At 54.5% G+C, this 25765-nt stretch carries 29 protein-coding genes and 1 tRNA gene; 17 read left to right on the top strand and 13 right to left on the bottom strand.

Features of this window, described 5'->3' with window-relative positions:
• Window positions 1-56 precede the first annotated feature (56 nt).
• Complete coding sequence (deoC, locus tag L362_RS01665; protein WP_003856543.1) at window positions 57-836, bottom strand: deoxyribose-phosphate aldolase; 780 nt, start codon at window positions 834-836, stop codon at window positions 57-59.
• Between the two features lie 262 nt (window positions 837-1098).
• Here deoC and L362_RS01670 point away from each other — a divergent pair, with 262 nt between their 5' ends.
• Both L362_RS01670 and L362_RS01675 read left to right on the top strand, forming a co-directional pair.
• Window positions 1099-2646 carry a YjjI family glycine radical enzyme gene (locus L362_RS01670; RefSeq protein ID WP_023345399.1) on the top strand — a complete coding sequence of 516 codons (1548 nt, stop codon included), beginning with the start codon at window positions 1099-1101 and terminating at the stop codon, window positions 2644-2646.
• Window positions 2621-3481, top strand: a complete 861-nt coding sequence (locus tag L362_RS01675; protein WP_023293330.1) for a YjjW family glycine radical enzyme activase — start codon at window positions 2621-2623, stop codon at window positions 3479-3481. Before L362_RS01670 ends, L362_RS01675 begins: the two co-directional genes overlap by 26 nt.
• Here the strand turns inward: L362_RS01675 and L362_RS01680 are convergent.
• The 8 genes from L362_RS01680 to L362_RS01715 all read right to left on the bottom strand — a co-directional run bounded on the left by L362_RS01680 (window position 3476) and on the right by L362_RS01715 (window position 9838).
• The gene (locus L362_RS01680; RefSeq protein WP_155249610.1) at window positions 3476-4258 is read right to left on the bottom strand and encodes a TatD family hydrolase; all 783 of its coding nucleotides are present in this window, start codon (window positions 4256-4258) and stop codon (window positions 3476-3478) included. The genes L362_RS01675 and L362_RS01680 overlap by 6 nt on opposite strands.
• Window positions 4255-5307: a patatin-like phospholipase family protein gene (locus L362_RS01685; protein ID WP_008502074.1), complete on the bottom strand. Its 1053-nt coding sequence runs from the start codon at window positions 5305-5307 to the stop codon at window positions 4255-4257. Before L362_RS01685 ends, L362_RS01680 begins: the two co-directional genes overlap by 4 nt.
• A 120-nt stretch (window positions 5308-5427) precedes the next feature.
• Complete coding sequence (locus tag L362_RS01690) at window positions 5428-5589, bottom strand: DUF1328 domain-containing protein (RefSeq protein ID WP_003856556.1); 162 nt, start codon at window positions 5587-5589, stop codon at window positions 5428-5430.
• A gap of 127 nt (window positions 5590-5716) precedes the next feature.
• Window positions 5717-6334 carry a molecular chaperone OsmY gene (osmY, locus tag L362_RS01695; protein ID WP_023345397.1) on the bottom strand — a complete coding sequence of 206 codons (618 nt, stop codon included), beginning with the start codon at window positions 6332-6334 and terminating at the stop codon, window positions 5717-5719.
• A gap of 299 nt (window positions 6335-6633) precedes the next feature.
• Window positions 6634-8223: a peptide chain release factor 3 gene (gene prfC, locus L362_RS01700; RefSeq protein ID WP_008502076.1), complete on the bottom strand. Its 1590-nt coding sequence runs from the start codon at window positions 8221-8223 to the stop codon at window positions 6634-6636.
• 91 nt (window positions 8224-8314) lie between these two features.
• Window positions 8315-8992 carry a pyrimidine 5'-nucleotidase gene (gene yjjG, locus L362_RS01705; RefSeq protein WP_008502077.1) on the bottom strand — a complete coding sequence of 226 codons (678 nt, stop codon included), beginning with the start codon at window positions 8990-8992 and terminating at the stop codon, window positions 8315-8317.
• Between the two features lie 20 nt (window positions 8993-9012).
• Entirely contained in the window at window positions 9013-9456 is a 444-nt protein-coding gene (gene rimI, locus L362_RS01710) for a ribosomal protein S18-alanine N-acetyltransferase (protein WP_008502078.1), read from the bottom strand.
• Complete coding sequence (locus L362_RS01715) at window positions 9425-9838, bottom strand: DNA polymerase III subunit psi (protein WP_008502079.1); 414 nt, start codon at window positions 9836-9838, stop codon at window positions 9425-9427. The genes rimI and L362_RS01715 overlap by 32 nt, the downstream gene beginning before the upstream one ends.
• 102 nt (window positions 9839-9940) lie before the next feature.
• On the opposite strand from L362_RS01715, the gene rsmC reads away from it, so the two are divergent.
• Together rsmC and L362_RS01725 are read left to right on the top strand one after the other, a co-directional pair.
• Window positions 9941-10969, top strand: coding sequence for a 16S rRNA (guanine(1207)-N(2))-methyltransferase RsmC (gene rsmC, locus L362_RS01720; protein WP_008502080.1), 1029 nt, complete (start codon window positions 9941-9943; stop codon window positions 10967-10969).
• 172 nt (window positions 10970-11141) lie between these two features.
• Window positions 11142-11228, top strand: a tRNA-Leu gene (locus tag L362_RS01725).
• 39 nt (window positions 11229-11267) lie between these two features.
• On the opposite strand, the gene L362_RS01730 is transcribed toward L362_RS01725, so the two are convergent.
• Window positions 11268-11537 carry a DUF1435 domain-containing protein gene (locus L362_RS01730; RefSeq protein ID WP_175441116.1) on the bottom strand — a complete coding sequence of 90 codons (270 nt, stop codon included), beginning with the start codon at window positions 11535-11537 and terminating at the stop codon, window positions 11268-11270.
• A 215-nt stretch (window positions 11538-11752) separates the two neighbouring features.
• Between L362_RS01730 and L362_RS01735 the strand changes: the two genes are divergently transcribed.
• Window positions 11753-12817, top strand: coding sequence for a GGDEF domain-containing protein (locus L362_RS01735; protein ID WP_023345396.1), 1065 nt, complete (start codon window positions 11753-11755; stop codon window positions 12815-12817).
• A 95-nt stretch (window positions 12818-12912) separates the two neighbouring features.
• Window positions 12913-13701 (top strand): siderophore-iron reductase FhuF, encoded by a 789-nt coding sequence (gene fhuF, locus L362_RS01740; protein ID WP_023345395.1) that lies wholly within the window; start codon window positions 12913-12915, stop codon window positions 13699-13701.
• Window positions 13702-13784: 83 nt separating this feature from the next.
• On the opposite strand, the gene L362_RS01745 is transcribed toward fhuF, so the two are convergent.
• Window positions 13785-15131, bottom strand: a complete 1347-nt coding sequence (locus tag L362_RS01745) for a PTS cellobiose transporter subunit IIC (RefSeq protein WP_008502084.1) — start codon at window positions 15129-15131, stop codon at window positions 13785-13787.
• A gap of 328 nt (window positions 15132-15459) precedes the next feature.
• Between L362_RS01745 and L362_RS01750 the strand changes: the two genes are divergently transcribed.
• Window positions 15460-15918: a YbaK/EbsC family protein gene (locus tag L362_RS01750; RefSeq protein WP_008502085.1), complete on the top strand. Its 459-nt coding sequence runs from the start codon at window positions 15460-15462 to the stop codon at window positions 15916-15918.
• Window positions 15919-15956: 38 nt separating this feature from the next.
• On the opposite strand, the gene bglJ is transcribed toward L362_RS01750, so the two are convergent.
• Both bglJ and L362_RS01760 read right to left on the bottom strand, forming a co-directional pair.
• Window positions 15957-16592: a DNA-binding transcriptional activator BglJ gene (bglJ, locus tag L362_RS01755; protein WP_032622978.1), complete on the bottom strand. Its 636-nt coding sequence runs from the start codon at window positions 16590-16592 to the stop codon at window positions 15957-15959.
• Window positions 16589-17326, bottom strand: a complete 738-nt coding sequence (locus L362_RS01760) for a helix-turn-helix transcriptional regulator (RefSeq protein WP_008502087.1) — start codon at window positions 17324-17326, stop codon at window positions 16589-16591. The genes bglJ and L362_RS01760 overlap by 4 nt, the downstream gene beginning before the upstream one ends.
• 410 nt (window positions 17327-17736) lie before the next feature.
• On the opposite strand from L362_RS01760, the gene L362_RS01765 reads away from it, so the two are divergent.
• The 10 genes from L362_RS01765 (at window position 17737) to L362_RS01810 (ending at window position 25764) form a co-directional block, all read left to right on the top strand.
• Window positions 17737-18513, top strand: coding sequence for a threonine/serine exporter family protein (locus L362_RS01765; RefSeq protein ID WP_023345394.1), 777 nt, complete (start codon window positions 17737-17739; stop codon window positions 18511-18513).
• Window positions 18504-18977 (top strand): threonine/serine exporter, encoded by a 474-nt coding sequence (locus tag L362_RS01770; protein ID WP_020885295.1) that lies wholly within the window; start codon window positions 18504-18506, stop codon window positions 18975-18977. The genes L362_RS01765 and L362_RS01770 overlap by 10 nt, the downstream gene beginning before the upstream one ends.
• Before the next feature lie 67 nt (window positions 18978-19044).
• Window positions 19045-19686 carry a TetR/AcrR family transcriptional regulator gene (locus tag L362_RS01775; protein ID WP_008502090.1) on the top strand — a complete coding sequence of 214 codons (642 nt, stop codon included), beginning with the start codon at window positions 19045-19047 and terminating at the stop codon, window positions 19684-19686.
• A 41-nt stretch (window positions 19687-19727) separates the two neighbouring features.
• Window positions 19728-20180, top strand: coding sequence for a MarR family winged helix-turn-helix transcriptional regulator (locus L362_RS01780; protein ID WP_023293337.1), 453 nt, complete (start codon window positions 19728-19730; stop codon window positions 20178-20180).
• Window positions 20181-20264: 84 nt separating this feature from the next.
• Window positions 20265-20693, top strand: a complete 429-nt coding sequence (locus tag L362_RS01785) for an organic hydroperoxide resistance protein (RefSeq protein ID WP_023310299.1) — start codon at window positions 20265-20267, stop codon at window positions 20691-20693.
• A 148-nt stretch (window positions 20694-20841) separates the two neighbouring features.
• Entirely contained in the window at window positions 20842-21387 is a 546-nt protein-coding gene (dnaT, locus tag L362_RS01790; RefSeq protein ID WP_021240595.1) for a primosomal protein DnaT, read from the top strand.
• The gene (gene dnaC, locus L362_RS01795) at window positions 21384-22121 is read left to right on the top strand and encodes a DNA replication protein DnaC (protein ID WP_008502094.1); all 738 of its coding nucleotides are present in this window, start codon (window positions 21384-21386) and stop codon (window positions 22119-22121) included. The genes dnaT and dnaC overlap by 4 nt, the downstream gene beginning before the upstream one ends.
• An 83-nt stretch (window positions 22122-22204) precedes the next feature.
• On the top strand, window positions 22205-22687 hold the full coding sequence (locus tag L362_RS01800) for a YjjA family protein (RefSeq protein ID WP_021240596.1): 483 nt from the start codon (window positions 22205-22207) through the stop codon (window positions 22685-22687).
• A gap of 270 nt (window positions 22688-22957) precedes the next feature.
• Window positions 22958-25249 (top strand): phosphatidylglycerol--membrane-oligosaccharide glycerophosphotransferase, encoded by a 2292-nt coding sequence (opgB, locus tag L362_RS01805; RefSeq protein ID WP_023345393.1) that lies wholly within the window; start codon window positions 22958-22960, stop codon window positions 25247-25249.
• Window positions 25249-25764, top strand: a complete 516-nt coding sequence (locus tag L362_RS01810; protein ID WP_023345392.1) for a GNAT family N-acetyltransferase — start codon at window positions 25249-25251, stop codon at window positions 25762-25764. Before opgB ends, L362_RS01810 begins: the two co-directional genes overlap by 1 nt.
• Window position 25765 lies beyond the last annotated feature (1 nt).

Here is a 25765-nt window from a genome sequence, read left to right as displayed (position 1 = left end):
ACCCGACCACGATCCGGGTAGGCCGGGTAAGCGTAGCGCCACCCGGCAATTCAAACTTAGTAGCTGCTTGCGCTCTTACCGTCGCCGTGACCCAGCGCTTTCAGCAGGCTGGCCAGCAGGCTGGAGGCGCCGAAGCGGTAGTGACGGGAATCGGCCCAGTCGGCGCCAAACAGCTCGTCGGCAATCGCCAGGAACTGCTGCGCGTCTTCCGCGGTACGCACGCCGCCCGCAGGTTTGAAGCCCACGGTTTTAGACACGCCCATGTCGCGGATCACTTCCATCATGATGCGCGCGCTTTCCGGGGTCGCATTTACCGGTACTTTACCGGTAGAGGTTTTAATGAAATCCGCACCGGCTTTGATGGAGATTTCAGAGGCTTTACGAATCAGCGCCTCTTCTTTCAGCTCGCCGGTTTCGATGATCACTTTCAGGAGCACGTTTGCCGCCGCACACGCGTCTTTACAGGCCTTCACCAGGTCAAAACCGACCTGCTCGTTGCCGGCGATCAGCGCGCGGTACGGGAACACCACGTCAACTTCGTCTGCGCCGTAGGCAATCGCCGCGCGGGTTTCTGCCAGCGCAATCTCGATATCATCGTTGCCATGCGGGAAGTTAGTGACGGTTGCAATGCGCACGTCCGGGGTGCCCTGCTCTTTCAGCGTCTTACGGGCAATCGGGATAAAGCGCGGGTAGATACAGACGGCTGCGGTGTTGCCCACCGGCGTTTTCGCCTGATGGCACAGGGCGATGACTTTCTCATTGGTGTCGTCATCGTTCAGGGTGGTCAGGTCCATCAGTTTCAACGCGCGCAGGCTGCTTGCAGTTAAATCGGTCATAACATTCTCCAACGGCAGTGCCGTATAAATTTTACCTTGCGGGTCTGTGAGTATTCTAACATCCACCCGCATCCACACTTCGACATTCATCACAGTTAATGAAAACTGCGTGCAAATTTGCATTACTGTAATGAGATCTTCTTCAAACTTTAGCGTGCACATTGCCGACTAAAGCAGCGATACCCCCTGTCGGATCAAAAGTGCCGACAGGCAGGCTTTCTACAATCCGTTCATCATCCGCAGAACACTCAAGGAAGCGAACATGTCCCACTCCAGCCCCGACGCCCTGCAGCAACGTTGCCAGCAGATTGTGACAAGCCCGGTGTTATCCCCGGAACAAAAACGTCATTTTCTGGCGCTGGAAGCGGAAAACAACCTGCCGTATCCGGCACTTCCTGAAGCTGCGCGCGCCGCGCTGGACGAGGGGTTCATCTGCGACATGTTCGAAGGCCATGCGCCTTACAAACCCCGTTACGTTCTGCCGGATTACGCAAAATTTCTGGCTAATGGTTCAGAATGGCTGGAGCTGGAAGGGGCAAAAGATCTCGACGACGCCCTCTCACTGTTAACCATCCTCTACCACCATGTTCCGTCCGTCACATCGATGCCGGTCTATCTCGGTCAGCTTGATGTGTTGCTGCAACCTTATGTTAGAATTCTAACACAAGAAGAAATCAATAGCCGAATAAAACGTTTCTGGCGCTATCTCGACCGTACGCTTCCCGATGCCTTTATGCATGCCAATATCGGGCCGGAAGATACCCCCGTCACGCGTGCCATTCTGCGTGCCGATGCAGAGCTGAAGCAGGTCGCGCCGAACCTGACCTTTATTTATGATCCAGCGATCACCCCGGATGATTTGCTGCTTGAGGTGGCAAAAAACATATGTGAATGCAGCAAACCGCATATTTCTAATGGCCCGGTGAATGATAAAATTTTCACAAAAGGCCATTACGGCGTAGTGAGCTGTTACAACTCCCTGCCTCTGGCAGGCGGTGGCAGCACCCTGGTGCGCCTCAACCTCAAGGCCATCGCCGAACACAGTACGTCAATGGAAGACTTCTTCAGCCGCGCCCTTCCGCATTACTGCCAGCAGCAAATGGCCATCATCGATGCCCGCTGCGATTTCCTGTATCAACAATCCGGCTTCTTTGAGAATAGCTTCCTGGTGAAAGAGGGGCTGATTGATGCCGATCGGTTTGTGCCGATGTTTGGCATGTACGGCCTGGCAGAAGCGGTAAACGTGCTCTGTGAGAAAGCCGGGATGACTGGGCGTTACGGCAAAGACGAGCAGGCCAACGCGCTGGGCTATCGCATCAGCGAACAGCTTGCGGCGTTTGTCGAAAACACGCCGGTGAAACACGGCTGGAAGCAGCGCGCGATGCTGCATGCGCAGTCGGGGATCAGCTCTGACTCGGGCACCACGCCGGGCGCGCGCCTGCCCTACGGCGACGAGCCGGATCCCATCAGCCACCTGCTGGCGGTGGCGCCGCACCACAAGCACTACGCTTCCGGGATCAGCGATATTTTGACGCTGGATGAGACGGTAAAACGTAACCCGCAGGCGGTGGTCCAGCTCTGTCTCGGCGCGTTCAGGGCGGGGATGCGCGAGTTTACCGCCAACGTCGCGGGTAACGATCTGGTGCGCGTCACTGGTTATATGGTGCGGTTGTCGGATCTGGAGAAGTACCGGGAAGCCGGATCGCGCACCAATACCACCTGGCTGGGTGAAGAAGCCTCGCGCAATACCCGTATTCTGGAACGTCAGCCGCGCGTGATAAGCCATGAACAGCAGATGCGCTTTAGTTAGTCAGGTCATCCCTTTTTCCTGCGTGGACGGGCCGGGCAGCCGCCTGGCCCTGTTCCTGCAGGGCTGCAACCTGCGCTGTAAAACCTGCCACAACCCGTGGACGATCGGCCGCTGCAACGACTGCGGGGACTGCGTGCCCCACTGCCCGCACGACGCGCTGACCATACAGGCGGGACGCGTCTGGTGGCAGGAGAGTGACTGCCAGCAGTGCGACACCTGCCTGCACCTGTGCCAGCAGCAGGCAACGCCTATGGCGCACCGCCTGAGCGTGGAGGAGATCCTTTCACAGATCCGCAAATCCGCACCGTTTATCGAGGGGATCACCGTGAGCGGCGGTGAGGCCACAACGCAATTACCGTTTTTAGTGACGCTATTCTCAGCGATCAAAGCCGATGCCGCCCTGAATCATCTGACCTGCCTGGTCGACAGCAACGGTTTGTTAAGCGAAACCGGCTGGCAAAGGCTGCTGCCGGTACTGGATGGCGCGATGCTGGACCTGAAAGCATGGGGGAACGAACACCACCGCTTCCTGACCGGGCGCGAAAACCCGCAGATCAAGCAGAGTATCCGCTGGCTGGCAGATCGTAATCGTTTAACGGAGCTCCGCCTGCTGGTGATTCCGGAACAGTGTGATTATCTGGAACATCTGAAGCCGCTGACGGCGTTTATCCACGGGCTGGGAAACGTGCCGGTGCGCCTCAACGCGTTTCATGCGCATGGCGTGTACGGCGAGGCGGCGTCATGGCGCAGCGCCACGCCGGAAGACGTTGAACCGCTGGCGCGGGCGCTGGAAAAACAGAAGATAACGGTGATCCGCCCGGCGCTTTATCTATAGCGTGATGCCAAATACCGAACGCGTATTTTCCAGCAGCGCACCGGCTATGGCCTCTTCAGTCTCTTTTCGCAGTTCGCACAGGGTGGCAAATACGCGCGCCGCCTGTTCCGGACGATTCGGCTGGCCCTGAAAACCGTTCAGCGGCATGTCCGGCGCGTCGGTTTCCAGCAGAAGCGCCGACAGCGGCAGCTGTGCCATCACGTCCCGGGTTTTGCTGGCGCGCGGATAGGTGATGGTGCCCCCAACGCCGATTTTGTAGCCCAGCTCGATAAAACGCTGCGCCTGCTGCAGGCTTCCTGAGAAACCATGCACGACGCCCTTACGCGGCAAATCGATACGCTTCAGGTGCATTGCCAGCTTATCGTGCGTGCGTCTTGAATGAAGGATCACCGGCAGATCGTGACGCTTCGCCAGCCTGAGCTGCGCGTCGAGGATCGTCTGCTGGCGCTCAAAATGCGGATCCTCGCGATAAAGATCGAGGCCGATCTCACCGATGGCGACAAGCTTGTCGCCTGCGGTCTGCACTATCTCATCAAGTCGCTCAATGTCCTCATTCCGATGCCGCTCAATCACGATCGGATGCAGGCCGAGCGCCGCATAGAGCGCAGGGTGATGCGTGGAAAGATCCAGCACGCGGGAAAAGTAAGCCGCTTCCACTGAAGGCACAATAATGGCCTGAACGCCTGCCTCGGCCGCTTTCGCAATGCTTTGCTCTTCATCTCCCGTAAACGGCGGGAAATCAAAGTGGCAATGGGTATCGACAAAGCGGTGCATCACGCCAGATCCTCGTTGTCCAGTAAAGCGTCATTCGCCTGCGGAATGTCCACCAGGGGCACCGTCAGGGCGTCGTTGGCGACAATCGCAGGCGGCGTAATAATGCGTTTATGGCGATGAAGCGGCGGCTGCTCCGCCAGCATTTTCCCCACCGTCGCCAGGAAGTAGCGCCCGCACAGCCGCCCCGTTTTGTAATCCATGCGCAGCGCAGGAACGCGGCTGCCCAGCGCCATGCTCAGCAGCGGCTTAGGCGGATAGATTTCAAAAATACGCAGCTTGCCCGGCGGTTTCTCAATGAAGCGCTGCATCGCGCCGTAGGTGGTTTCATGCTGCTTCGCGATGTTCACCAGCGGCTGCAGGCTGCTGTCGCCCAGCCAGCGCTCCATTCGCTTAAACCACTGCGGGGTGTAATACATTTGCGACGGTACGGTACGGATCACCACAATGGTTTTCGCCCCGCGACGGGCGGCTTCCTGCACCGGCACCGCGTCACTGATCCCCCCGTCCAGATAGCTAATACCGTCCAGCAGGGCACCGGTACGATAAAAGCCGGGGATCGCGCTGGAGGCGCGGATAATGTCCAGCCAGTTCTCTTTCTGAGGCGAAAAATAGCCCGGCGAATAGTCATCGCCCCGGCTGGCACACATCCAGAATTCTTTACCGCTATCAAACAGACGGGCGGCAGTATCCATGGCCAGCGGCATCTGGCTGGAGGTTGACTCCAGCAGCCAGTCGAGATCGATCAGGTTGCCGCCGCGCACAAACCGCACCGGGTTAAAAAATTCTTTCGCCGTGGTGTAGCGCATGATGACCTTTCGCGCGTAGCCGGGCTGGTTACAGACATAGGCAGAGAGGTTCTGCGCCCCGGCAGAGGTGCCGAAGTAAAGGTCAAAGGGGTTGAACTGCGCGCGCATAAATTCGTCCAGCACGCCAGCGGTGAAAATGCCGCGCTGTCCGCCACCCTCGCAGACCAGCGCGAGTTGACCCGCGCGAAACGGTTTTAACGTCAGCGGCGCAATGTTGCCGAGCGTAACGGGAATTCGTTGCCCCACCTCTGCTTTCCTGTTTTGATTATTTTATAACACCACAGTAACGCACCCGACCTATTACGCAAATAAGAAAAAGCCAGTCACAGTGACTGGCTTTATTTTGTTGACGGAATATTGCGTTTGCTATGGACGTCGACGCCCTGTAAACAGGCTGACCAAGAACAGAATAATACCCACAACGAAGACAATTTTAGCTGCCCATGCCGCTGTACCTGCCAGTCCACCAAAGCCCAATGCGGCGGCAATTAACGCGATAACCAGAAATATAATGCCCCAACGAAACATAAGCTTCTCCTTTACCATAGTTAATGTCGGCCGCTAAACGTGAGCGCTCAGGTCACTCACCGGCGTTTTTCCAGAGTCGTTCTTATTTCGCCCGCAGGGTTTAGCCAGACGGGCGAATGGTCGAGATTTACTTCGTTTTCAGATCGTTTTTAACGCTTTTCACACCATCAATCGCCTTCGCGATGGACTCGGCACGTTCACTTTGCACCTGCGAATCTACCGTACCGGAAAGCTGAACCACGCCATCGGTGGTTTCCACTTTCACCTTACGGGACGGCACGATGTCATCTGCTAAAAGTTTAGCTTTGATTTCGCTGGTGGTGGCTGCATCACCGGCATAACCTTTCACCGACGCGTTTTTGCCGTCACGGACGTGCAGCTTATCGCTGACGGAGGCGACGCCTTCGACGCCTTTCGCCACTTTCACCGCCTGTTCAGCCTGAGCCTGGCTTTCAACAAAGCCGCTCAGCGTGACCACTTTCTTGTCGGTCTTAACGGAAATATCGGTGCTCTTGATGGCTTCATCATCCACCAGTGCGGCCTTCACTTTTGCTGTGATAGAGCTGTCATCCATGAAATTGCCGACTTTATTCATAGAGCTATCGATTTTTTGCCCTGCGCTATCGGCCGTGGATTGTGCTTTATCCACGGTGCTGCTTTCCGCCAGGGCGGAGCCGCTCACCAGAACGCTACCCAGTGTTACAGCCAGCAGAGTTTTAGAAATCTTCAGTCTTGTCATATTCATCGATCTATTCCTGTGTTGACCCGTTATTCGGGCTACGTACTTCCTTAGTAGTGATATATATTGCGAATAAACACACGAGCAAAATGGATAACCTAAAGCCATGCATTGAACAGTTAATTTATCCACGCCCGATGTTAAACACTGAGTTAAATATAGATCACTCTCACAGAGCCGCTTTCAGAATTGGGTAAAAAATGGGCGAATAGCGTGAAATTGCGTTGAATTAAGAACATTCCGCAAGGGATTAATAAGACAGGAAATAAAGAAGAGCACGGCGAATGCCGTGCTCTGAGAGGGGATTAGTGCTCGCGGGTTTTACGGAACTGAACGTCCGGATAACGTTCCTGCGTCAGGTTCAGGTTGACCATCGTTGGCGCGATATAGGTCAGGTTATCGCCGCCATCCAGCGCCAGCTGAACTTCATTCTTACGCTTGAATTCTTCGAATTTCTTCACGTCAGAACACTCAACCCAGCGCGCGGTCGCGACGTTCACCGATTCGTAAATCGCTTCTACGTTGTATTCGCTCTTCAGGCGCGCAACGACCACGTCAAACTGCAGCACGCCGACCGCACCCACGATCAGATCGTTGTTCGCAATCGGGCGGAACACCTGCACGGCGCCTTCTTCGGAGAGCTGAACCAGGCCTTTCAGCAGCTGTTTCTGCTTAAGCGGATCGCGCAGACGAATGCGACGGAACAGCTCCGGCGCGAAGTTCGGAATACCGGTGAACTTCATCATTTCGCCCTGGGTGAAGGTATCACCGATCTGGATGGTGCCGTGGTTGTGCAGCCCGATGATGTCGCCCGGATAGGCCTCTTCAACGTGGGAACGATCACCTGCCATAAAGGTCAGCGCGTCGGAGATGACAACGTCTTTCCCGATACGCACCTGGCGCAGCTTCATGCCCTTTTCATATTTACCGGACACCACGCGCATAAAGGCCACGCGGTCACGGTGTTTCGGGTCCATGTTGGCCTGAATCTTAAACACGAATCCGGTGAACTTCTCTTCTTTCGCTTCCACTTCACGGGTGTCGGTTTTGCGCGGCATCGGCTGCGGCGCCCACTCCACCAGACCGTCGAGCATGTGGTCAACGCCGAAGTTACCCAGTGCGGTACCGAAGAAGACCGGGGTAATTTCGCCGCTCAGGAACAGCTCTTTGTCGAATTCGTGAGACGCGCCCTTGACCAGCTCCAGCTCGTCGCGCAGCTGCGCGGCCAGCTCTTCGCCGACCGCCGCGTCCAGATCCGGGTTGTCCAGACCTTTCACGATGCGCACTTCCTGAATGGTGTGGCCTTTACCGGTCTGATACAGGTAGGTTTCGTCTTTATAGAGGTGATAAACGCCTTTGAACAGCTTACCACAGCCAATTGGCCAGGTAATTGGCGCACAGGCGATCTTCAGCTCGTTTTCCACTTCATCCATCAGCTCCATCGGATCGCGGATGTCACGGTCGAGTTTGTTCATAAAGGTGAGGATCGGCGTATCGCGCAGACGGGTGACTTCCATCAGCTTACGGGTACGATCTTCTACACCTTTCGCGGCGTCGATCACCATCAGACAGCAGTCCACCGCCGTCAGGGTACGGTAGGTATCTTCGGAGAAGTCTTCGTGACCCGGGGTGTCCAGCAGGTTCACCAGGCAGTCATGATACGGGAACTGCATCACGGAGGTGGTAATCGAAATACCACGCTGCTTTTCCATCTCCATCCAGTCGGATTTTGCATGCTGGCTGGAGCCACGGCCTTTAACGGTACCCGCAGTCTGGATCGCCTGTCCGAACAGCAACACCTTCTCAGTGATGGTCGTTTTACCGGCATCCGGGTGCGAGATAATGGCAAAAGTGCGGCGCTTGGCCACCTCTTGCAGATAAGGAGACAACGTCATAATTAAATCTTCTTTTATAAGCGCGGCAGCACGCCACGCATCATGGAATACAAAATTGCGGCTATTTTACCCATCAACGGGGGGCAGGCAATCATTGTTTACACAGGAGTTGCTCCAGTTCGTTCAACGACGTCACGGTCCAGGTCGGCTCGATGCCTTCAGGCTTCACGCGGCCATGCGCATTGAGCCAGACGGTCGACAGACCAGCCTTCATGCCGCCCAGAATATCTGACTCTGCGGTATCCCCCACCATCAGGACACGATCGCGGTCGGGATTGCCGGCCTGCGCCAGCGCGTAGTCGAAAATTCGCGGATCCGGCTTCGGCACGCCAACCTCTTCCGAGATCACCAGCGCGTCAAAATGATCGCGCAGGCCGGTGCGCTCAAGGCGGATCTGCTGCAGGGCGGTAAAACCGTTGGTGATGATCCCCAGTTTCACCTTACCTTTCAACGCATTCAGCAGGGAAACCGCGCCCGGCAGGGGCGCACAAATATCGGCCATGGCGTTGAGAAAAGCCTCGTTCAGCGTTCCCGGACTGACCTTTAAGCGTTCCGCCCAGACGTCAAAGCGCTGGTGCTGAAGCTGTAACGCGGTGATGGCACCGTTCTGGTAATCCACCCACAGCGGTTTGTTGACCGCCTGATAGTCCTGAAAATCTTCAGCGGTGAAGGTTACGCTATAGTCGAGAAACATCCGCTGCAGGCCGCCGAACGAGTCGAACGTAAACAGCGTTTCGTCGGCATCAAAGAAAATCCAGTCCCATTTCATCGTTACAACCTTATTTTTTATTATCCAATCGGCAGAGCCATTATGATGGCGTCTTCACGTCCCTCTGCGGTGGGGTAGTAGTTACGGCGGATTGTCGCCTCGTTAAAGCCTAAGCTTTCATAGAGCGCGATGGCGGCGACATTCGACGCGCGCACCTCCAGCCACAGGGTGAAAACGTCACGGGTTTCGAGCTCACGGATGAGGTGCTCAAGCAGTTCTCTTCCCAGCCCGCGGCGCTGAAACGCGGGATCAACCGCGATATTAAACAGCGTCGCTTCATCAAGAACAACCTGCGTGATCGCGAAAGCGGCCATGGTGCCGTCAACGTCCAGGCGGTAGTTCAGATACCGTTCGCCCTGATTGCTGGCGAAGGTTTTTTCGCTCCACGGAAACGCGTGGGCGCGTGTTTCAATCGCGAACGCGGTGGACAGGTCAGGCGTCGTGAGGGAAGAAATCGTGTTCATATTCGCAGATTTGTTGCCATAGCGCGCTGCGCGCTTTTGGGTTGGCTTTCAGTTCGTCCAGCGCTGGCGAGCAGATCTGGCTCCCCTGAAGAGAGATCTCATTTGCCTCTCCGATACGCCAGCTGTTACAGCGGCTATCAGGAGGCAGCATCGCGACACGCTCTGGCGTCAGCGGTAAAACCTGGTCGGCCGTCAGCTTCAGACTGCGAAGGACATCACCGATCAGGGGGTCATTCAGGGCAGGCAGTTCTTCCGCCACCATCACCAGGCGAACGTGCGCCGGTATGGAGATGGCGATTTCGCCCTGCAACGCCGTCGGGCGACGCAAAGCCCACTGGGTAATGCCCAGCTGCTGCAACTGCCAGTCTCGTCGGGATGTCATAGGGAAAACTCCTGTCTCTCAGGCGCGCAAATATAGCAAATGTGTCGAAAGTGCGCCATCTACCTACTATAATCCCCGCCTGAGTTTATTGAGGAACAATTCATGTCTGCATTTACCCCGGCAAGTGAAGTCTTGCTGCGTCACAGTGATGATTTCGAAGAAAGCCGTATTCTGTTTGCCGGAGATATGCAGGATGACCTGCCCGCGCGTTTCGACTGTGCTGAAAGCCGTGCCCATACGCAATACTACCACCACTGGCAGGTGCTGAGCCGCCAGATGGGCGAGCGCGCGCGCTTTAGCCTGGTGGCAGAGCAGAGCGATATCGCCGACTGCGATACGCTGATCTACTACTGGCCGAAGAATAAACCGGAAGCCCAGTTCCAGCTGATGAACCTGCTCTCCCTGCTGCCGGTCGGCTGCGATATTTTCGTGGTCGGTGAAAACCGCAGCGGCGTGCGTAGCGCGGAACAGCTGCTGGAAGGCTACGCGCCGCTGAATAAAGTCGACAGCGCTCGCCGCTGTGGTCTGTACCATGGCCGTCTGGAAAAACAGACAACGTTTGATGCGCAGGCATACTGGGACGAGTACCAGCTTGACGGCCTGACCATCAAAACGCTGCCGGGCGTGTTTAGCCGCGATGCGCTGGATACGGGCAGCAAGCTGCTGCTTTCCACCCTGACGCCGCACACCAAAGGCAAAGTGCTGGACGTGGGCTGCGGCGCGGGCGTGCTTTCTACCGTGCTCGCCAGCCATTCGCCAAAAGTGCGCTTAACCCTGTGTGACGTGAGCGCCCCGGCGGTTGAAGCCAGCCGCGCAACGCTTGCCGCAAACGGCATTGAAGGTGAAGTCATTGCCAGCAACGTCTTCTCCGACATCACCGGTCGCTTCGACATGATCATCTCGAACCCGCCGTTCCACGACGGTATGGAGACCAGCCTGGAAGCGGCACAAGCGCTGATCCGTGGCGCAGTTCGTCACCTCAACAGCGGCGGTGAGCTGCGTATCGTCGCGAACGCCTTCCTGGCATACCCGAAAGTGCTGGATGAAACTTTTGGCTTCCACGAAGTTATCGCCCAGACCGGCCGCTTTAAGGTCTACCGCACCGTGATGACGCGTCAGGCCAAAAAGTAATCGCCTCCCCTGTAGGCCGGATAAGCGAAAGCGCCATCCGGCTATACACGGCGCGTCCATCGGCCATTTTTGCATCAATCAAGGCATCACGCGCACTTTTCTGTTGACGTAAAGCTGAAAACATCTAGAATGCGCCTCCGTGGTTACGATACTTTTACAGTATCGATGGTATGCGAAGGTGGCGGAATTGGTAGACGCGCTAGCTTCAGGTGTTAGTGTCCTTACGGATGTGGGGGTTCGAGTCCCCCCCCTCGCACCAATTATCTTACAACCCCTCTGAATTTCTTCTTTATCCCTGTTATTTCAAACTCATCAGTATCACCAGAATTCCGCTGACCAGCGCGACACAGGATGGCAGTAAAACAAAGTGACGCAGTTGCTTATGCCAGATCATGCCTGACGTGACTAACAGTCCTGACGCGATGATGACTTTCCAGGTATCGAGAGAGAGATCGGCAAACGTCAAACCGCCGAGAATGGCTCCCGGTAGCAGTACCCCCCAACCACTGCCCAGCGCTCTGTTCAACATGCTTTTCCCTCTATCAACGATAATGATAACCAATATCATATAACAAAAATTATCATTTGCCAGCTGAATGAATCAAAATCCATCGACCTTTACCTTTCCCGTAATGACAGGAATTGTCTAAGGTGATAAATTGCGCACCTGTTAACAACGTCTAAAGATTTTCTGATAATTACTCTTTGAGTTTTTTGCATATTTTATTGCGAAATAACACCTATTTATCTGTTTTAATTAAATTTTAATAAAAACACGCGACTATGACATCACAATCCTGGCGGTCTTTGGTTCACAGAAAATATCAATTATCGTTACGTTTATTTTTATTTCTGAACGCAACTTCGGCAGTGTTCTCGGTAACAAATCCGCTCAATTCTGTACGCCTGTTTTCTGCCCCTCTGATTGCTATTTTCGCCATCAGTACTGGCCTGTTCGTCTGGCACTGGAGAAAGCGCGCGCGGAAGATAAATATTCCTGTCGTTTCAGCGATCTTCGGTATTTTATGGGCCTGGCAAATTGTCTCCAAATTCGCCTTAATTACTCAGGACCATGCGACGTATTTGCTAATTGCTCTTTTAACGGTACTTTTTATCGGCACGCTGGCGTTCGCCAGTAATATCAAAGCGTTTACGCTGCATTCATTGCCCACCTTTATTGTCTGCCTGTGGTTAAGCGATCACGATATATGGCTGCGAATGACCTATTCTTTCGCACTTCCTGTGGTGGCAATTGCTATTCATAACATTTTGCAAAGACGCAACGACCGTTTCGCTCAGGAGCTGCTCTCTCGCCTTCTGGAAGAACGAGAACCCCTTACCGACCTCAGCATGATGGACCCGCTTACCGGGCTCTATAATCGTCGCGGTCTGCAAAGCCGTCTGGAGAATCTGCCCACGGTAGAAAATGGCGAACACTTTGTCCTGCTGATGGATATCGACCACTTCAAAGCCTATAACGACCATTACGGCCATATGATGGGCGACCAGGCGCTGAAGCGCGTCTCTGCGGCAATCCGCGACGCCGTGCGTTCTCGCGATATTGTGGCGCGTTTTGGTGGGGAAGAGTTTATGGTGCTGCTGACCAACATTTCACTCGAACACGCTCGCCAGACGGCCGAGCGGATCCGTCAGAAAGTGTATGATTTGAAAATCCCGCATCTGTTTAACGAAAGCGTCGCGACAAACGTCACTATCAGCATTGGCATCGCCATTTTCGAGGATGAAGACGTGGAAGGCGCGCTGGAAAAAGCGGACAAAGCCCTCTATGAAGCAAAGCATATGGGACGCAATAACATTCTGCTAAGCGAAGAGATTCAGACGGCATAACCCTACCGACGAGTTCACCAGGACAAAAGTCTTGCCATTGGTATGAGCAATAGTTAGGATTGGCAATCATTATCATTTAGATTTCTATCTATACTATGGCCACGCATACCGCACACATCGTCGAACCTCTCCTCTGGCGAGCGCCGCTCACCAGCGGGAATGCTTCGCTTGCAGATGCGATACGGGAAAAGATTGCGGAAACGCGCGCCCACCTGCTGGACTTTATCCGGCTTGATGAAGCGCCCCCGTCCCACGCGATGACGCTCTCAGAGTGGCGCCAACCGTCTAAGCTACAATCGCTGCTGGCCACCTATTCCGACCATATTTATCGCAATCAGCCTACCCTTACGCGGGAAAATAAACCCCTGCTCTCCCTCTGGGCGCAGTGGTATATCGGGCTGATGGTGCCTCCGCTCATGCTGGCGCTGTTAACACAGAAGAGCATGCTTCAACTCTCGCCGGATAATTTCCACGTCGAGTTTCACGAAACCGGACGTGCAGCCTGTTTCTGGATTGATCTCCACGAAGACCACAGCGCTGAACGCCTCACTGCTCAGGAACGTATGGGGCGGCTCATCACGCAGGCCCTGATCCCGGTGGTGGAAGCGCTGGAAGCGACGGGAGAGATTAATGGGAAGCTTATCTGGAGCAATACGGGCTATTTAATCCACTGGTATTTAACGGAAATGAAGCCGCTTCTCGGTGATGAGAACGTTGAGGCCCTGCGTCAGTCCTGCTTCTTTGCCAGGCAGCTTTCCGATGGCCGTGACAACCCGCTATTCCGTACCGTCGTGCTCCGTGATGGGCTTCTGGTTCGCCGCACCTGCTGCCAGCGCTATCGCCTGCCGGACGTTAAGCAGTGTGGGGATTGCACGCTGAAGTAGAGCAGTGATTTGCCCGGTGGCGCTTCGCTTACCGGGCCGACAAAAACAAAAAACGGCAACCTTCGTTGCCGTTTTGCTTTTACCTAGGCCACCTGCTGATTGTCCTCTTCCGCGCTACGCTGCGCTTCTTCCGCTTCCTGCTCCAGCAGCTGCTTCTCATACACTTTGAAGAACGGGAAGTAGATGATCGCCGATACGCAGGCCAGAACCACAACCAGAATCGCCGCGCGGAAATCCCAGCCCAGGGCCCACGCTGCGCCTATCGGCGCCGGTGCCGTCCAGGGAACCACGGAGATGACGCGGCCGATCAAATCAAAGGTCATCGCCGCCCACGCCAGCACGGCGTTAACCATCGGTGCCAGCAGGAACGGGATAAAGAACACCGGGTTCATCACGATTGGCGTACCGAAAATGACCGGCTCGTTGATGTTAAAGAAGCTGGGTACCACGCTCAAACGCCCGATAGAGCGTAAATGCGCTGAACGGCTACGCAGATAGCAAATCACCAATCCCATCGTGGCGCCCGACCCGCCAATCACGATAAAGAACGTCCAGAACGCTTCCATAAAAATATGCGGCAAAGGCTGACCGGCGGCCAGCGCGGTCTGGTTTGCGCCAAGGTTCGTCAGCCAGAACATCTGCAGCATCCCGGAGACGATGGCGGCACCGTGGATCCCGGCGAACCAGAGCAGATGACCAATCAACACGGCCAGCAGGATCGCAGGCAGGGAATCTGCCGCGGAAACCAGAGGTTTAAAGACCGACATAATGGCCTGCGGGATCAGCATGCCAAACTGAGACTGAATCACCAGGCTCAGAGGATAAAGGGTCACCACCACCACCAGCACCGGGATCAGCAGATCAAAAGAGTTTTTGATCATCGGCGGGACCTGGTCCGGCAGACGAATGCCGATGTTATGCGCTTTGAGGAAACGCATCATCTCAACGCAATAAATCGCCACCAGAATCGCGGTAAAAATGCCCGTTCCCCCCAGACTGTCGACAGGGAGCGTGCCTTTGGTTTTTGGTGCCGCGACCAGCAGAAACGCCATCAGCGACAGCATGGCGCACATAAAGGGGTCCAGCTGATGAGATTTGACGTAGTGTTTGCCAAGGTTATAGGCAATGGCGGCACAGATATAAATGGACATGATGCCCATCGTCATATCAAACGGCGTCAGGATTTGGCCTTCAAACTGCTTCGCCATATCCAGCCAGGCGCGGGCGAAACCCCAGGTGGTATCAGGCGAAAAAGGTGGGTAAGCAAAGACTAACAAAAAAGAACCCACAATCATAAACGGCATCGCGGAGATGAACCCGTCACGAATCGCCATAACGTGACGCTGGGAAGAGATCCGCCCGGCTATCGGGCTGACGTAATTTTCGACGAAACGGAATATCAGATTAAACGCAGCATGGTTGGCAGACATGGCAGATCTCCTGTCAGACGTTTGTTACGGGCACATACGCGCCGCACGTTGTTCCATACATCAGCTTCACAACCTTGCTGGCTTGCCAACCAGCGGTACTGCTCAGACGAAATGGTTTCATATTTGGCTCTTATTATTGGATACAGGGGACGTTACGTACTCAGTATTAATCTACGCTCCGCGCTCTGCAACCGGTTACTGTAACCGGTTTCTGTGATTGTGAAGAGGATCCAGAAATCAGCCGTTTGGGGTATTTGTTACTTAAGAGATATTTACAGAGCATAAATTCTTATGAAAGATTACGCAGGATATTTGTCAGGAGGAAACAATGAGTTTGCAGTCTGTACAGCAGTTTTTTGCCGACAACGCGCCGGATATAGACGTTATTGAGCTTAGTCAAAGTACTGCTACCGTTGCGTTGGCTGCTGCCGCCCATCGTGTCGAGCCGGGACAAATCGCCAAGACCCTTTCACTCAAGGTTAAAAATGAGGTGATCCTGGTGGTGGCGAAAGGCGACGCGCGTCTGGATAACAAAAAGCTCAAAGACACGTTCGGTGCCAAAGCGCGCATGCTCAGCAGTGATGAAGTGGTGACCATTACCGGTCATCCCGTTGGCGGTGTATGTCCGTTCGGACTGGAAAACCCGCTCGCGGTATATTGCGATATCTCTTTGAAGCAGTACGCCGAAGTGCTGCCCGCCGCAGGCGCAATTCACAGCGCTGTGCGCATTTCACCTGACAGAATGGCAGAACTGACTTCCGCAAAATGGGTGGATGTCTGTATCTGATTGACGCGCCAGAGTGTATCTGGCGCGCAAAAGACGGGTTATAAAAATGTGGGCGTGAGGAGAGCCAAACATTGCGGCTCTCTTGCAGGAAGATGCGTAATAATATCCGCCGCATCGAGCAACCCTACGTCTGAATTCACGCCCAGTTTCACCATCGCATTAAACTTATGTGCCCGAATGGTCTTAATATTTCGTTCAAGCTGTGCCGCGATTTCAGGGATGGAATACCCGCAGGACATATAACGCAATATTGCCCGTTCTGTGGGGCTTAGCATCCTGTTCTGACTCCGGTACCAGTGATTCAGCATATTGTCATTGATGCGCAGCGTTTCGCTGAGCAACTCCACGAGTTCCTTCTGCAGATGCTCAAGCGTCACCGATTTACTGACAACTCCGTGCAGGCGCGATGGCGAAAGATGGCTAATTAGCCGTGCTTCCATCTCGTCAGAAACCAAAATGATGCGCTGGATATGACCGTGCGTAAACGCCAGATCCCGCAGGTGCGCCAGACAGTTACGGCGCTCCTCTCGCGCATCGGAAAGGGAGTAGATCAGTGAGAAAAAATTAACGTGATGAAGTGCATTCTTAAAACTGTCAAATTCACTAAACAGGTGTAGCTGATAATGGCTCAGGCCGGGCATCGCAAAAAGATGCTGTAGCCCGACGGCACTCATCGCGCAATTTTCGATGATGGCGATATGTCTTGTTGAATCGGTTTTTTCCATTCCTCGAACTCTCCATAGGCTGATAGCAAACTCAGCTCTCTCATTCCCTGTGTACTGTTGATCCAGGCATACATATCCGCATTACTTCGTAATGACAGCCGTCGCATCGCACTGTTTTTCTGCGCACTGATGGTTTTATTGCTCTTCTTGAGCAATGTGGCGATTTGGTTAATCCCCCATCCTTTCCCTAACAGACGCAGGACCTTACGTTCGGAGTGCGTGAGCGCGATAACGTGTTCATTTTCATTCTCCGTACTCTGAGGTTCCGGAGTTAATAACGTCTGGCTAATCCGCTCTGCCCGCTCGCTACCGGCCCGAATAGCGTTAACCACGCCTTCAATAGGCTCCATGTCAGAAAGCAATGTGCTTTCCGGGCGCATAAGTAACTCAACCGCAATAGGGTAAAGCGGCCGCGAGACTAAAAAGATCCAGTGAATATCCCGGTATTGATTTAATAAACCGTAATACTCTTCAAGCGCTCCCCGAGGGTTTCTGTATTCGCCTGAAATATCGGCAATAATGACGTCCGCGCGGCGCAACTGGAGCAGCGTTAATTCCTGCAATGAGCGGCAATAGCTCAATTCAAATTCGGGGAAATGACGTGCCATCAGGCCCCCTAACCCGTTTTGCATCACGGGCATCCGGCTAATGACAACGCCATGCTTACCATGCAATGACAACATAGACCCTCCGTGTCCATTTTTCATTTGATGAGTAACGTTAAAACGCATCAACGTATGAGTATTTTCGTCCCTGAGTGTAAGACTGGTTAATACAAGCAGAAGATGAGATGTATGCTTAGTTTAAGAAATGCCTAAACAGCAGTAATATCTCACAAAGCGAAACAAAAATTAATTGTGGAGACATTAAAATAACGACAATATAAAATTAGAATAACTAAATACAAATATTTTATATTTTGGTATTTATAATTCACGGTATTGATAAATTAATCCATTCCCCCTTCCACGACACGGACTGCAACTGTTTGCACAAACCTTGATCTGGCCCACAGCAAGAGGGACTGCACTCTGTGCTAAAAGTACCCACTATGGGTTAACAGATAGCTATCCATCTTTTTCAAGGACAATACATGCAGGCAGAGCGGTCAACGCAGCGTGCTATCACGCGGCTATGTATTCAGTGCGGTCTTTTTCTTCTCCAGCACGGCGCGGAAAGCGCGCTGGTTGAGGAGCTTTCCACCCGGCTGGGGCTGGCGCTAGGGATGGACAGCGTCGAAAGCGCAATCTCATCCAACGCCATTGTGCTGACCACAATCAAGGACGGTCAGTGCCTGACCTCCACGCGCAAAAACCATGACCGCGGCATCAACATGCACGTCGTGACCGAAGTGCAGCACATTGTCATCCTTGCAGAACATAAGCTTCTCGATCTCAGTGACATTGAAAAACGGTTCAACCAGATCAAGCCATTACGTTATCCGCGCTGGCTCGTCGTGGTGATGGTAGGGCTCTCGTGCGCCTGCTTTTGTAAGCTCAACAAAGGCGGCTGGGACGGTGCAATCATCACCTTTTTCGCCAGCAGTATCGCCATGTATGTTCGCCAGCTGCTGACGCATCGGCAGCTGCATCCGCAAATTAACTTCTGCATTACCGCGTTTGTCGCCACTACGGTTTCCGGTCTGCTGCTGCGCCTGCCGCTGTTTGCCAACACGCCGACCGTTGCCATGGCCGCCAGCGTGCTTCTGCTGGTCCCGGGCTTTCCGTTGATCAACGCTGTCGCCGACATGTTTAAAGGGCACATCAATACCGGCCTGGCTCGCTGGGCTATCGCCAGCCTGCTGACGCTGGCGACCTGCATCGGCGTGGTCATGGCCATGACACTTTGGGGATTACGCGGATGGGCGTGATCGATTTTCTGCTGGCGCTGGCGCAGGACATGCTTCTGGCCGCCATTCCAGCCGTCGGCTTCGCGATGGTATTTAACGTACCGCAACGCGCGCTGCCGTGGTGTGCGCTGCTGGGCGCGATTGGCCATGGCTCGCGAATGGTGATGATGACGGCGGGTTTTAACATCGAATGGTCAACATTTATGGCATCCATGCTGGTCGGCAGTATCGGCATCCAGTGGTCGCGCTGGTATCTGGCGCATCCCAAAGTATTCACCGTTGCGGCCGTGATCCCCATGTTTCCGGGGATATCGGCCTATACCGCGATGATTTCCGCGGTGAAAATCAGCCATTTTGGCTATACCGAGCCTCAGATGATCCTTCTTCTCAGCAACTTTCTTAAGGCCTCGTCCATTGTCGGCGCGCTCTCCATCGGGCTGTCGATCCCCGGCCTGTGGCTGTACCGTAAACGCCCACGCGTTTGATATTTGTGTTATTTCGCTGCCGTGGAGATAATCCGTCTGGTCCGTTTGGTGAAAATAAGGAAAGGATGTGGCTAACCCTGGCAGCGAACACCCCGAGCACAGTGAAGAATCCAGCCTGAAAGAGAAAATCTTTCAGAGCGCCATCGCGCTTTTTGCCGAGTATGGATTGAACGGTGCACGGATGGAGCAGATCGCAGAGAAAGCGGGCACCACCAAACGCATGGTGGTTTACCATTTCAAGAATAAAGAGAACCTCTATCTCCTCGTACTTGAACATGTTTACACCCAGATTCGCGCCAGCGAAAAAGCGCTAAGCCTGACGGGAATGCCCCCGGTCGAAGCGCTGGTCAATCTGGTTGAAGCCACCTTTGACTATCATGCCGACCACCCTGACTACATCCGGATTATCTGCATGGAAAACATGCAGCGCGGCCGCTTTATGCAGCAGTCGAGCTATCTCCGCCAGGTCAACCGCAGCGCGCTCGATCTGCTGGAGGAGATCCTGCGCCGGGGGAAAGAAAAACAGCTCTTCAGTGAGACGGTTGACGCCCGCGATCTTCATCGTCTGATAAGCAGCTTCAGCTTTCACTACGTTGCCAACAGCTACACCTTTACGCTGCTGTTTGAAGAAGGCGCAGACGAGCAGGCGCAGCGCCAGCACTACCGTAAAATGGCCGTTCAGGTGGCGCTCCGTTACACCTGCCCATAAAATTGCTTGCAATTAAATCGTACACTATCTATATTCACCTCATGAACGCGAAAACGAACGATGCAACCGCTGCGCTCAAGCTGGATAACCAGCTCTGCTTTGCCCTCTATTCGGCAAACCTGGCGCTTAACAAGCTGTACCGGCAGCTGCTGGCACCGCTGAACCTGACCTACCCGCAATATCTGGTGATGCTGGTGCTGTGGGAGCAGGATGATATGACGGTGTCGGACATCGGTGAACGGCTGTTCCTTGACTCTGCGACCCTGACGCCGCTGTTGAAACGTCTGGAAAGCGCCGGGCTCATCAACCGCCACCGTTCGCGCAAAGACGAGCGTCAGGTCGCCGTCACCCTGAGTGAAGCGGGACGTGAACTCCAGCAGCAGGCATTGGGTATCCCCCATGCGGTAGGTTGCGCAGCGCAGTGTGATACAGACACCTTGCTGGCGCTCAAACAGCAGCTCGAACTTTTGCGACAACAGCTACACCGCGCGTAACGCTATACTTTACGCGTGATTATTTACCCATATATATCGCACGCTATTTAATAGCACACGTTAAAACAAGATGAGGAACCTGCCATGTCTTTAGAAAAAGTTGTTTATACCGCCAAAGCAAAAGCCACCGGTGGCCGTGACGGCCGTGCCACCTCCTCCGATGGCGTACTGGACGTCAAACTGGGTGTGCCAAAAGAGATGGGCGGCATGGGGGGAGAGGTGACGAACCCTGAGCAGCTGTTTGCCGCGGGCTACTCTGCCTGCTTCCTGGGCGCGATGAAATTCGTGGCCGCACGCGACAAATTTACCCTGCCAAAAGATGCCTTTATTGAAGGCGAAGTGGGTATTGGCCCGCTGCCTACCGGTTTTGGTATCGAAGCAAAACTGAACATCCATGTTGAAGGTATGGATCCTGCGGAAGCTAAAAAGCTGGTCGATGCGGCACACATTGTTTGCCCGTACTCTAACGCGACCCGCGGCAACATCGACGTCACGCTGAACATCATTGCGTGATAACTGCCTGATGGCGCTGCGCTTATTCGGCCTACGACTGTAGCCCCGGTAAGCGCAGCGCCACCGGGGAAATCCCCTCCTTTCCTTTCCCCTCTCTGTGCTACCATAAGCCCCTATCACGCCCGTAGTAATCAGTAGAGTAAGCGTTATGTCCTCCAGAATTCTGACCACCAGCATTGCTGGTATTGATGCCTTTATGCGCGACCCACGCGGTGTGTTGACCCACGCCGAAGGCGGCACGGTTGCGGTTTTTGCCGACAACGCGCCAGCGTTTTACGCAATCACACCGGAACGTCTGGCACAGCTTCTGGAGATCGAAGCGCAATTGGCACGCCCGGCAAGCGATGTCACGCTGGATACCCAGTTCTTTGATGAACCGGTTAACGTTCCCGTGACCGTTCCGATGGGTAAGTTTGCCCTCTATGCGGGCTGGCAGCCAGATGCAGATTTTCAGCGGCAGGCCGCGCTGTGGGGCATTGCGTTAACCCAACCCGCCACAGCGGAAGAGCTTGCCGCGTTTACCGCCTGGTGGCAGGCGGAGGGTAAAGTGTTCACCCATATTCAGTGGCAGCAAAAGCTCGCGCGTCATCTCCAGATTACCCGCGCCGGCAACAACGGCCAGCCAAAACGTGATATCAATGCCTTTTCAGAACCGGATAAACAGATCCCCAGCGGATTCCGAGGTGCGAAATGAAGAACGTCGGCGACCTGATGAAACGTCTGCAAAAAATGATGCCTGCCAACGTGAAGCCTGCTTTCACCACCGGTGAAGAGCTGCTGGCGTGGCAAAAAGAGCAAGGCAAGATCCGCGCCGCAGCGCTCGCCCGCGAAAATCGGGCGATGAAAATGCAGCGCACCTTTAACCGTTCCGGTATTCGTCCCCTGCACCAGAACTGCTCGTTCGATAACTATAAAATTGAGACTACCGGGCAGATGAACGCGCTCGCCGCCGCGCGGCAGTACGTGGATGAATTCGACGGCAATATCGCCAGCTTCATCTTTAGCGGCAAGCCGGGCACCGGCAAAAACCACCTTGCTGCCGCCATCTGCAACGAGCTGCTTCTGCGCGGTAAATCGGTCCTCATCATCACCGTGGCCGATATCATGTCCGCAATGAAAGACACCTTCAGCAACCGTGAAACCAGCGAAGAACAGCTGCTTAACGATCTGAGTAACGTCGACCTGCTGGTCATCGATGAGATTGGCGTTCAGACGGAATCCCGCTATGAAAAAGTCATCATCAACCAGATTGTCGATCGCCGCTCCTCGTCCAAACGCCCCACCGGCATGCTGACGAACCACAACATCGACGAGATGACCCGCCTGCTGGGGGAACGCGTCATGGACCGCATGAAGCTGGGTAACAGCCTGTATGTCATCTTCGACTGGGACAGTTACCGCAGCCGCGTCACCGGGAAAGAGTATTAAGACAGTTCCAGGAATCGCCGACAGGTCGCAGGTATATACTGGAACCCCTTCGGCCCAAAACGGACCTTTTTGAGAGAGCCATGATGAAAAAACAGATTCTAATCAGCACCTTTTTAGGCGCGCTGCTGGTAACCGGCGCAGCGCAGGCGGCGTCCTGGCAGGAGTCTCTGTCAAGCGCAGCAAATGAGCTGACCAAAGAGAGCAGCAGCACGCAGGGCGGACTCTCCGCCTCTTCCCTCACCAGCCTGCTGGGCAACAGTTCCCAGAGCCTGAGCGCGGGGACGATGAACAACGCGGCGGGGATTCTGGAATATTGCGCGAAGCAAAAGCTGGCCTCCGTGACCGACGCGCAAAATGTAAAAAACCAGGTGCTGGGTAAACTGGGTCTGGATACTCAGGAGCAAAAAGCGGACACCAACTACATGGACGGCATTCAGGGCCTGCTTAACGCGCAGAACGGTCAGCAGCTTAACCTGAGCACCCTCGGCAACTCTTCTCTGGCCAAACAGGTGAAAACCAAAGCCTGCGATCTGGTGCTGAAACAAGGCGTTAATTTCATCTCCTGATCCACCCCATTTTCTGCCACAACACGCCGCGTTTAGTGCGATAGTCTTGCAGCGCGGCGCTAAATGAGCGTTTTTCCTGCCTGCCACCGTCTCAGCGTCCGTTTGTCAGGATGTGCACATCTTCATAAAAACGATTTTCTAAACCAAATCCTAACAACAGCACACTTTCGTGACACTAAAATTGCAGCTTAACGACATCGCAATTACATTGTATCACCCAAAAAATAAACAGTTAGCCAGCGAAGCACCTGGCGTCATGAGGATATGCTGTTGTCAGAATTCTTGTCTCTTATCCTTTTTCTGGCTTCTGTCGGCGTTTACGCCTGGAAAGCCGGCCGTCACACCTGGTGGTTTATCGCCACGCTGGTGGTGCTCGGCATTTTTATTATTTTAAACATTACCTTATACGCCAGCGATTACTTTACCGGTGACGGTATTAACGATGCGGTGCTCTACACCCTGACGAACAGCCTGACGGGCGCAGGTGTGGGTAAGTACATACTTCCGGGGCTCGGCCTTATCGTCGCGCTGGTGATGATTTTTGGCGCGCTGGCCTGGGTGCTGCGTCGCCGTCGCCATCATCCACACCATCATGGCTACAGCCTGCTGGCGTTATTCCTGGCGCTGGCCTCCGTCGACGCCAGCCCGGCGTTCCATCAGATCACCGAGCTGGTGAAATCCCAGTCGCGCGATGGCGATCCGGATTTCGCGGCTTACTACAAAGAGCCGTCGAAAACGATCGCCAACCCGACGCTCAATCTGGTCTATATCTACGGTGAAAGCCTGGAGCGCACCTACTTTGATAACGATGCCTTCCCGGACCTGACGCCAGATTTGGGCGCGCTGAAAAATGAAGGTCTCGATTTCAGCCACACCATGCAGTTGCCCGGCACGGATTATACGATTGCCGGGATGGTTGCCTCCCAGTGTGGTATCCCGCTGTTCGCGCCTTTTGAAGGTAACGCCTCAGCCTCCATGTCGACCTTCTTCCCGCAGAATATTTGCCTCGGCGATATCCTGAAAAACTCCGGCTACGAAAACTATTTTATGCAGGGAGCAAACCTGCGCTTCGCCGGAAAAGATGTGTTCCTGAAATCCCACGGTTTTGACCACCTGTACGGCTCAGAAGAGTTAAAAACGACGGTTGCCGATCCGAGCTACCGCAACGACTGGGGCTTCTATGACGATACGGTACTCGACGAAACCTGGAAGAAATTCGAGGAGCTGTCCCGCGCGGGCAAGCGTTTCTCTCTCTTTGCGCTGACGGTGGATACCCACCATCCGGACGGGTTTGTCTCGCGCACCTGTAAGCGCAAAAGCTATGAGATTGATGGCAAAAACAACAAATCGTTCAGCGCCGTCACCTGCAGTCAGGAGCACATCGCCGCACTGGTCGAGAAAATCAAAGCCTCGCCCTGGTTTAAAAATACCGTCATCGTCGTCTCATCTGACCATCTGGCGATGAAAAACAGCGCGTGGGATCAGCTCAACAAGCAGGATCGCAGCAACCTGTTCTTCGTCCTGCGCGGCGACAAGCCGCAGCAGGAGGAGATCGCCACCAAACGCAACTCCATGGATAACGGCGCCACCGTGCTGGACATTCTGGGCGGCGACAACTTTATTGGCCTGGGCCGCAGCACGCTGTCGGGGCAATCCCTGTCGGAAGTGTTCCTCAACATGAAGGAAAAAATTCTCGCCTGGAAGCCAGACATCATCCGCCTGTGGAACTTCCCGAAAGAGATGAAAGACTTCACCGTCGATCGGGATAAAAACACCATTGCCTTCTCGGGCAGCAACTTCCGTCTGCCGCTGCTGCTGCGAGTATCGGAAGGACGCGTTGAGCCGCTGCCGGAAAGCGAATATTCCGCGCCGCTGCGCTACCAGCTGGCCGATTTTGCGCCACGCGATAACTTCGTCTGGGTCGACCGGTGCTACAAAATGGGCCAGCTCTGGTCGCAGCCGCTGGCGCTCTCGACCGACTGGTGCGTCTCGCAGGGCCAGCTTGGCGGAGAACAAACCGTTCAGCACGTGGATAAGGCGCAGTGGAAGGGCAAAACCGCCTTTAAAGATACGGTGATAGATACCGCGCGCTATCAGCGTAACGTCGACATGCTGAAAATCGTCGACAACGATATTCGCTACAAAGCGGACAGCTTTATCTTTAACGTGGCCGGCGCGCCGGAAGAAGTGAAACAGTTTAGCGGCATCTCGCGGCCGGAGTCCTGGGGACGCTGGTCCAACGCGCAGCTGGGCAATGAGGTGAAAATTGAGTACACCCATCCCCTGCCTGAACAATTTGATCTGGTGATCACCGCCAGGGCTTATGGGCCTAATGCTAACAAGCCCGTACCCGTGCGCGTGGGCGATCGGGAGCAGACGTTAACGCTTGGAAACGACGTGAGCACACAAACGCTGCATTTTGAGAACCCTTCGCGCAGCAATACCCTGGTGATTGTACCGCCGGACCCGCAGTCCACGAATGAGGGAAATATCCTTGGGCATTCGCCGCGCGAGATCGGAATTGGCATGGTTGAAATTAAAATTGTGAGTCGTGCAGGCTAATGGTCGACCTTAACATCACCGTTCGACCCACTCGTCCTGTCGACGTTTTCGCCCTGCCCGCCATTGAACGCGCGGCGGCCGAGCGCTTCCGTGACTTCCCGGCACTCGCCTGGCTTGCCGATGGCGAGGTCATTTCCGCTGAGCAACACCTCGACTATGTCGAACGCGGGTTAAGCTGGCTGGCGCTGGCAAACGACCAGCCCGTCGGGTTTATCCTTGCCGAAGCCCATCCGTCTTCACTGTTTATTGTCGAACTCTCGGTTGATCTGGACTGGCAGGGAAAAGGGATCGGCAGGCAGCTCATCGCCTGCGTGGCAGACCATGCCCGTAACAGGGGGATGACAGCGCTGACGTTGACGACGTTCAGGGACGTACAGTGGAATGCGCCATTCTATGCGCGGCTGGGGTTTGAAAAAATGACGACCCTGACGCCTGAACTGCGTCAGAAAAGGGAAGAAGAGACGGCGCACGGTTTCGCGTATGAAACGCGCTGCGCCATGCGCCTGCCTCTGTAAT

Origin of the sequence: Enterobacter sp. MGH 16 (assembly GCF_000493175.1) — a bacterium.
GTDB lineage: Bacteria > Pseudomonadota > Gammaproteobacteria > Enterobacterales > Enterobacteriaceae > Enterobacter > Enterobacter roggenkampii.
Note: the sequence above shows the minus strand (reverse complement) of the source record. Positions and strands in the feature narration are given on the sequence as shown.

Excerpts from the sequence above, each read along its gene's own strand:
- deoC (WP_003856543.1), bottom strand. The coding sequence starts at position 836 with ATGACCGATTTAACTGCAAGCAGCCTGCGCGCGTTGAAACTGATGGAC.
- L362_RS01670 (WP_023345399.1), top strand. The coding sequence starts at position 1,099 with ATGTCCCACTCCAGCCCCGACGCCCTGCAGCAACGTTGCCAGCAGATT.
- L362_RS01675 (WP_023293330.1), top strand. The coding sequence starts at position 2,621 with ATGAACAGCAGATGCGCTTTAGTTAGTCAGGTCATCCCTTTTTCCTGC.
- L362_RS01690 (WP_003856556.1), bottom strand. The coding sequence starts at position 5,589 with ATGTTTCGTTGGGGCATTATATTTCTGGTTATCGCGTTAATTGCCGCC.
- osmY (WP_023345397.1), bottom strand. The coding sequence starts at position 6,334 with ATGAATATGACAAGACTGAAGATTTCTAAAACTCTGCTGGCTGTAACA.
- prfC (WP_008502076.1), bottom strand. The coding sequence starts at position 8,223 with ATGACGTTGTCTCCTTATCTGCAAGAGGTGGCCAAGCGCCGCACTTTT.
- yjjG (WP_008502077.1), bottom strand. The coding sequence starts at position 8,992 with ATGAAATGGGACTGGATTTTCTTTGATGCCGACGAAACGCTGTTTACG.
- rimI (WP_008502078.1), bottom strand. The coding sequence starts at position 9,456 with ATGAACACGATTTCTTCCCTCACGACGCCTGACCTGTCCACCGCGTTC.
- L362_RS01715 (WP_008502079.1), bottom strand. The coding sequence starts at position 9,838 with ATGACATCCCGACGAGACTGGCAGTTGCAGCAGCTGGGCATTACCCAG.
- rsmC (WP_008502080.1), top strand. The coding sequence starts at position 9,941 with ATGTCTGCATTTACCCCGGCAAGTGAAGTCTTGCTGCGTCACAGTGAT.
- L362_RS01730 (WP_175441116.1), bottom strand. The coding sequence starts at position 11,537 with ATGATATTGGTTATCATTATCGTTGATAGAGGGAAAAGCATGTTGAAC.
- L362_RS01735 (WP_023345396.1), top strand. The coding sequence starts at position 11,753 with ATGACATCACAATCCTGGCGGTCTTTGGTTCACAGAAAATATCAATTA.
- fhuF (WP_023345395.1), top strand. The coding sequence starts at position 12,913 with ATGGCCACGCATACCGCACACATCGTCGAACCTCTCCTCTGGCGAGCG.
- L362_RS01745 (WP_008502084.1), bottom strand. The coding sequence starts at position 15,131 with ATGTCTGCCAACCATGCTGCGTTTAATCTGATATTCCGTTTCGTCGAA.
- L362_RS01750 (WP_008502085.1), top strand. The coding sequence starts at position 15,460 with ATGAGTTTGCAGTCTGTACAGCAGTTTTTTGCCGACAACGCGCCGGAT.
- bglJ (WP_032622978.1), bottom strand. The coding sequence starts at position 16,592 with ATGAGTGCCGTCGGGCTACAGCATCTTTTTGCGATGCCCGGCCTGAGC.
- L362_RS01760 (WP_008502087.1), bottom strand. The coding sequence starts at position 17,326 with ATGTTGTCATTGCATGGTAAGCATGGCGTTGTCATTAGCCGGATGCCC.
- L362_RS01765 (WP_023345394.1), top strand. The coding sequence starts at position 17,737 with ATGCAGGCAGAGCGGTCAACGCAGCGTGCTATCACGCGGCTATGTATT.
- L362_RS01770 (WP_020885295.1), top strand. The coding sequence starts at position 18,504 with ATGGGCGTGATCGATTTTCTGCTGGCGCTGGCGCAGGACATGCTTCTG.
- L362_RS01780 (WP_023293337.1), top strand. The coding sequence starts at position 19,728 with ATGAACGCGAAAACGAACGATGCAACCGCTGCGCTCAAGCTGGATAAC.
- L362_RS01785 (WP_023310299.1), top strand. The coding sequence starts at position 20,265 with ATGTCTTTAGAAAAAGTTGTTTATACCGCCAAAGCAAAAGCCACCGGT.
- dnaT (WP_021240595.1), top strand. The coding sequence starts at position 20,842 with ATGTCCTCCAGAATTCTGACCACCAGCATTGCTGGTATTGATGCCTTT.
- dnaC (WP_008502094.1), top strand. The coding sequence starts at position 21,384 with ATGAAGAACGTCGGCGACCTGATGAAACGTCTGCAAAAAATGATGCCT.
- L362_RS01800 (WP_021240596.1), top strand. The coding sequence starts at position 22,205 with ATGAAAAAACAGATTCTAATCAGCACCTTTTTAGGCGCGCTGCTGGTA.
- L362_RS01810 (WP_023345392.1), top strand. The coding sequence starts at position 25,249 with ATGGTCGACCTTAACATCACCGTTCGACCCACTCGTCCTGTCGACGTT.